Genomic DNA, 5,657 nt, shown 5'->3' with positions numbered 1-5,657 from the left:
TTTCCACCCCCACGCCGGCATCCCCCAGCCAGCCAAGTCTGGGGGGCTCGGTTTTTTTTAAACCACACCGGCGGGACCCTGGGCCGGCCCCCCCGACGTCGGGGCGGCCGTCCTGCCGTACCGGGAGTCGGGCGGCGGGTACGGCGGGGCGGCGACGTGGGTCGCGGTGCCGACGGCCGTCGCGTTCCTCGTCGACACCGTGGTCCGTGGCTGGTGGGACGCGCTCGTGTGGCCCATGATCGGCGTGATCGTCGGACTCTTCGTGCTGTTGACGGTGTACTCCACCCGGCGGTACCAGAAGATCGTCGTCGACCACACGGGTCTGCGGGCCGGCAGGGACCACTTCCCCGCCGCCACGATCGACCCGGGCGTGGTCGCGCACGTCGCCGCTCAGGGTCCGCTCCACGAGGGCGAACGCCTGCCGGACGGCACGACGGTCGTCGGGGGCAAGCTCGTCGGCGGGGCCTACGCCCCCACCCTGGGCGCCGGGCTCCTCCTGCTGCGCCTCACGGACGGAAGCTGGATCCGAGTGCAGTGCAGCAAGCCGCAGCAGGTCGCCGCTGCCCTGCAGGTCTGCCTCGCGGGGACGGCCGGCGCGCAGGTCTGAGCGACCGAGGGCCGTCTGGCGGTGGGTCAGGCGAGGCCGCCGCCCCACCAGGAGAGCACCCCGGCCCACACGAGAAGGGCGTCGTCGTCGCCGTCGAGGTCGCCGATCGTGAGCGAACGGTTGGTGCCCTCGGTGCGGATCGAGGCGAGCTCGTCGGGTCCGCGCCACACGCGCGCTGCGGTCGGCAGGCTCGGATCCAGGTCCCGTGGGTCCGTGGACGCGGTGGCGGCGCGGACCGCCCCGACGGGCACGAGCTCACCGACGCGTGCCCGGCGCTGTCGCTTCACGATCTCGGCGACGGGTGACCCGTCCGCGAGGGTGACGTCGCGCACGCTCCAGCCGCCCTCGTCCCGACGACGCCACCCGGGGGTGCTCCGCAGGAGCACCTGACCCTCGAGGTCGAGCAGCTCGACGACACGCAGGTCCTCGTCGGCCACGGACGTGTCGGTGACGAGCTCGTCCACGATCCCCCAGGCGAGCTTGCCCTTCGAGACGGGCTTCGCCGGGAGGCGGCGGACGAAGGCGAAGGGGGTGTCGTCGCCGATCAGGTAGACGTCACCGGTCCAGCCGAGCGGGGCGACGGAGCCACGCGCCCGGGGGGCGGGGGCCTCCAGGGCGCGCGGGAGAAGCGTTGCGGTCTCAGACCGGCTCCGGTGCAGGGGACTCTCGGGAGCACGGGGGACGCCGACCGCTGGCCGTGGGGGGCCGACGAGGGCACCGGGGGCGCGGAGTCGGCGTGTGGCGTCGCGGACGGTCTCGCGGGCGTCCGTGATGCCCGCCCGGGCGTCGTCGAGGCGGGAGAGGGCAGCTCGGCCACGGTCGGCCAGCTGCTCCGGGACGAGGGAGTCCAGCCGGGGAAGGCGGCTCCAGCGTGAGGAGCGTGGTGCCGAGGGCCCGCGATCGGGGTCGGCGGGCTCGCCGGCCGGAGCCTGCTCCTCGTCCTGCGGGCGGGGGATCGGGGCGGCCCCGTCGTCGTTGTGCGCCACGGGGCCCAGGGTACTTGAGCGGGTTCCGGAGGGCGCCGGGCCGGTCGGCCGAGCCCGCGTCGGGACCGACGTGCCGGCGCCGCTCCGAGACGCCGGCGCGGACCGGGGACAACTCCCCATGGTCCAGGGGGTCCTGCGTCTGGCAGCATGGCGACGCGCGGTGGAGAGCCGCGCGGACGAGAGGACATGACGATGACGCTTCGCGTCGACACCGAGGCGATCGATGCGGCAGCGATCTCGCTCGGAACCACCGCGGGGACGCTGGGGGACCTGGCAGGCGACATCGCCCAGCAGGCAGCAGCTGCCTCGGCAGCAGGTGGCCACCCGCACGTCGCCACGGGGGCGAGCGAGTTCGGAGACTACTGGGGTGCTGGTCTCGGCGCCCTGGCGGTGGCGCTGGGTGAGCTCGCGACGCAGTTCGGCGACGCTGCAGCGGCCTATGCGGAGCAGGACCAGGTGCTGGCCAACGGTGCGAGGGAGCTCCGATGACCTACTTCGTCGACGCACCGGCGCCGTCCGCTCCCCGGCTCGCCCCCGTCGAAGGTGACCCGGAGGGGCTGCGGACCGCCGCGCGCGGCCTCGACACGGTGCACGACGGCCTCGGCGACGCGCTGCGTGCGCTGCGAGCCCGAGCCCGTGCGCTCGGCGACGACTGGGTCGGGGTCGCCGGCGAGGCGGCACCCGTCGCTGTCGAGGGTGTCGCGCTGCTCGTCGAGAACGTGCAGGGGGCGATGAGCACGGGAGCCGGCGCGCTGCGGACCTATGCCGACGCGCTCGAGACGGCGCGCGCGACCGTCGCCACGGCACAAGGGTTCGCCGACGACGCGGCCGCGTCGTGCGGCTCGGCGCTGCGGACGATCGACACGACCGCGAGTCCCGACATGGCCTTCTACACCGGCCAGCAGCGCCAGGCGGCGATCTGGGACGCGCAGGTGGCGTTCCAGGCGCAGACCGCCGCGGCGGACCGGGCCCGGGAGACGCTCGAGGCCGCGGCGCTCGCGTGCCGCCGCGCGCTCGAGGACACCCGTTCGGTGCTGGTGCGGGGGCACCGGGAGTCGTTCGAGGACTACGTCAACGGCATCGTCGCCAACGGTCTGAGTCGGCTTCCCGGCATGGCCGGGCACGAGGGGACTCTGGGCTCGACGGTGTGGGCGGCGACGGCGGCAGGCGGGGTCGCCTACTCGGGCTTCTACACGGCGAAGTACGGCGCGGCGCTGTGGATGCACTGGGCCAGGGACAAGATGCTGACCCAGAACTCGGTCTCGAGCCTGATCGTCAAGGCTCTGAGCCCGCGGCTCGACGCTCTCGGGCTCCGCCTGGGCCTCGGCGCCGGTGTCGGGGCGAACACGTTCAACGGGCTCAACGCCTTCGGACGGGTCATGTTCGGCACGTCCGGGGTGACGGGGACGGTCGGTGGGGTGACGCCGTGGGCAGCAGGTCGAGCGGCCGCCGCGGCCGCCGACACCGGTGCTCTGCGAGCAGGCCTCAGTGCAGGCGCGAAGGCCTCGGGCGTCCTGCGTGGCCTGGGCGTGGTCGGAGCCGTCGGCGCGACAGGCATGAGCCTCGTGAACGTGGCCTCCCAGGGCAACCCGATCGATGCGTTCCAGGAGAACGGCATCGACTACGTCGCGGACGTCGCGGAGCTCGGTTTCAACGTGAGCCTCACGGCTGCGATGATCGCCCCCAACCCCGTGACGATCGGCGCTGCCGTCATCACGGGAGCGATCTACGGCACGACCGAGATCATCGCCCACTGGGACGAGATCGAGGACCTCGCCGCGAACGGCGCGGAGATGGTCGCTGACGGATGGAACGCCACGACCGAGGTCGTGGGCGACGCGGTGGACGCCGGCGTCGAGAAGGCAAAGGAGTTCGGCTCGTGGCTCAACCCGTTCGACTGACCGAGGGGCTGCCCGCGGCGATGGATCGCCGCCGCCGGCGCTTCCTGCTGTTCCCCGACCACCTCGCGGTCCTGGGCCAGCTGGCCCAGGAGGGTGTCGTGGAGGAGGGGCTCGACGTCGCCCTCGACGCGCTGCGCGAGGCCGGGGTGATCGCTGCCGACGACGCGGTCGACCCTGCGGCCGCGGAGCTCGCCCAGGCGCTGGCGGGGAGCTCGCTCCTCGTCGACGTCGAGACGAGCAGCGACGACGGGATCGTCTACCACGGCCTCGCGTTCGCGTCGGTCGGCGGCGTGGCCGTGTGCTGGGCGCGTTCGGGCTGGCCCGGGACGGCGCAGGCCGAGTACCTCCCGGTCGACGTCGGCATGGTCGTGCCGTGGATCGCCACGACGGTCGGGCTCGGGCGGGAGGGAGCCGCAGGGGACGGATCCCTGCCCGACGTCCTCGCCACGACGGTCGGCGCGCTGTCGACGTCCGACGACACCGGGGCGCCTGACGGCTCGGCGTCACCCGGCGGGGCAGGGGCCGCTGCGGTTCTCGACGCCGCGCGGCTCACCTGGCGCGTGACGGTCCACGGGCCCGGCCGGTCGACGGTCCGCGCGCTCGCGGTCGTCGACGCAGGGCCGCTCGGCCTGTGGGAGCGTGTCGCGCCCGCCGAGCCGTTCGGGCTGGACGTCCCGGATCCCGCGACGCCCGTGGTCCTCGAACGGCGGAGCCCTGGTGACGTGTGGCGTGCCCTCGTCGGCCTGCTGCAGGACGTGGGCGAGGTCGCGGCGTCCTGACGCCCTGCGGGCCCGGACCGTCAGGACGCGTCGCCGCCTAGACTGTCCGGGCCCTGTGGACCCCGAAGAGGAGTGACCGTGCCGTCGACCCTGCAGTTCCCGAGCGAGCAGTTCCCCGCCTACCCCGGGGTGAGCCTCGACCAGCCGGACGGCTGGCAGCCGCTCCCTGAGGTGGGCCTGCCGCTCGCGCTCGCGAAGGACGCCCGCGGCGGGGAGTTTCGCGCGAACGTCATCACGGTCCTCAACCGGGTCCGGGCCGAGCACACGCTCGAGCAGGCGACCGGCGAGGTCGTCGCACGGCTGACCGCGCTGCCCCAGTACAAGGAGCTCGGCCGGTCGGAGATCGAGGTCCAGGGGCACGCCGGGTTCCGGATCGAGGGGATCTTCGCCGAGCCGACCCTCGGCGCACTCGTCCAGGCAGTGCGGATCGTGCTCGTCGACCGCGGGCCGGTCAAGGACCTGGTCCAGGTGACGGGGTCGTGCACGGGTGCACAGATGCCGGGCACGCTGCCGGAGATCCGTGCGATCCAGGACAGCCTGCGCGTCGTCCTGTGAACGGAGCGGTGGTGGCGGGCGCGGCACCGCTCGACGACGTGGTCGCGGCCCTGCTGGGTCTCGAGTCCGACGACCTGCCGTACTCGGCATCCGTCGAGGAGTGGAAGCACGGTGCCCAGGTCACGCTGACCTGGACGGGCTGGGAGGCCCGGTGGCGGTCGTTGCTCGGGGCGGGGCAGACGGCCAGGTCGTACCGGCTCGTGGTGCGGCTCGACGCCCGACGCGCGGTCTACCGGTTCACGGAGATCAGCGGGAGGTCGCGCAGGAGCGTGGCCGCCTCGCCGGTCGGTGTCCACGCCGAGACGCGCTGGGACGGCCACCGCGGCAAGACCTTCGGTGCACGGTCGGGGAGCCTGGTGGTCGCGCAGCGAGTGACCTCGTCGGGGGACCGCGCCTACGAGGTCGCGCACCTCGCCGCCGTGTCGGCGAGCCCGTCGACCATCAAGGTCCCGGTCTTCTCGACGCTCCGGTCCCTCGGCTGGCGGCCTCGCGTGGACAACCGGTTCCTGCGCCTCTTCGAGAGGTGAGGCTCGCGAGCGGAGGCTGCCCCGACCGTCGCCGCCCGCCCCGCCCGCGCCGTAACATTCGGCCGGATCATGAGACGCCATTCCACTAGGCGAGATTCGCTGGCAGTGTGAAGGTTCACCTCAGTCGTACAATCGAGTGGTTCTCCCGTTGGCGGCCGCGGACTCACCCGGACAGCCCGCGTGACCGGTCCGCCCACCTCCTGCGGGCCGCCCCTCCCCTCCTCGACCGGAAGGCGTTCTTTCCTGTGAGCAGCTCTCGTCCGTTGCGTGTGGCCATTGTTGGCGCTGGTCCTGCTGGTATC

Annotated in this window: 7 protein-coding genes; 6 read left to right on the top strand and 1 reads right to left on the bottom strand. The window is 73.5% G+C overall.

The window, feature by feature from the left end:
• The first annotated feature begins 166 nt into the window (after nucleotides 1-166).
• The gene (locus ACFRCR_RS16155) at nucleotides 167-607 is read left to right on the top strand and encodes a hypothetical protein (RefSeq protein WP_377678930.1); all 441 of its coding nucleotides are present in this window, start codon (nucleotides 167-169) and stop codon (nucleotides 605-607) included.
• A 26-nt stretch (nucleotides 608-633) separates the two neighbouring features.
• On the opposite strand, the gene ACFRCR_RS16150 is transcribed toward ACFRCR_RS16155, so the two are convergent.
• Nucleotides 634-1,593, bottom strand: a complete 960-nt coding sequence (locus tag ACFRCR_RS16150; protein ID WP_377678928.1) for a hypothetical protein — start codon at nucleotides 1,591-1,593, stop codon at nucleotides 634-636.
• Between the two features lie 186 nt (nucleotides 1,594-1,779).
• Here ACFRCR_RS16150 and ACFRCR_RS16145 point away from each other — a divergent pair, with 186 nt between their 5' ends.
• From ACFRCR_RS16145 to ACFRCR_RS16125, 5 genes are all read left to right on the top strand, one after another.
• A complete protein-coding gene (locus tag ACFRCR_RS16145; RefSeq protein WP_377678927.1) occupies nucleotides 1,780-2,082 on the top strand; it encodes a hypothetical protein in 303 nt (100 codons plus the stop codon).
• A complete protein-coding gene (locus ACFRCR_RS16140; RefSeq protein WP_377678925.1) occupies nucleotides 2,079-3,494 on the top strand; it encodes a hypothetical protein in 1,416 nt (471 codons plus the stop codon). Before ACFRCR_RS16145 ends, ACFRCR_RS16140 begins: the two co-directional genes overlap by 4 nt.
• Nucleotides 3,473-4,273, top strand: coding sequence for a hypothetical protein (locus ACFRCR_RS16135; RefSeq protein WP_377678924.1), 801 nt, complete (start codon nucleotides 3,473-3,475; stop codon nucleotides 4,271-4,273). The genes ACFRCR_RS16140 and ACFRCR_RS16135 overlap by 22 nt, the downstream gene beginning before the upstream one ends.
• Nucleotides 4,274-4,351: 78 nt before the next feature.
• Complete coding sequence (locus tag ACFRCR_RS16130; RefSeq protein WP_377678922.1) at nucleotides 4,352-4,828, top strand: LpqN/LpqT family lipoprotein; 477 nt, start codon at nucleotides 4,352-4,354, stop codon at nucleotides 4,826-4,828.
• On the top strand, nucleotides 4,825-5,355 hold the full coding sequence (locus tag ACFRCR_RS16125; RefSeq protein ID WP_377678921.1) for a hypothetical protein: 531 nt from the start codon (nucleotides 4,825-4,827) through the stop codon (nucleotides 5,353-5,355). Before ACFRCR_RS16130 ends, ACFRCR_RS16125 begins: the two co-directional genes overlap by 4 nt.
• The last annotated feature ends 302 nt before the right edge of the window (nucleotides 5,356-5,657 follow it).

Source organism: Oerskovia sp. NPDC056781 (assembly GCF_042789955.1).
GTDB lineage: Bacteria > Actinomycetota > Actinomycetes > Actinomycetales > Cellulomonadaceae > Oerskovia > Oerskovia rustica.
Note: the sequence above shows the minus strand (reverse complement) of the source record. Positions and strands in the feature narration are given on the sequence as shown.

Excerpts from the sequence above, each read along its gene's own strand:
- ACFRCR_RS16145 (WP_377678927.1), top strand. The coding sequence starts at position 1,780 with ATGACGATGACGCTTCGCGTCGACACCGAGGCGATCGATGCGGCAGCG.
- ACFRCR_RS16140 (WP_377678925.1), top strand. The coding sequence starts at position 2,079 with ATGACCTACTTCGTCGACGCACCGGCGCCGTCCGCTCCCCGGCTCGCC.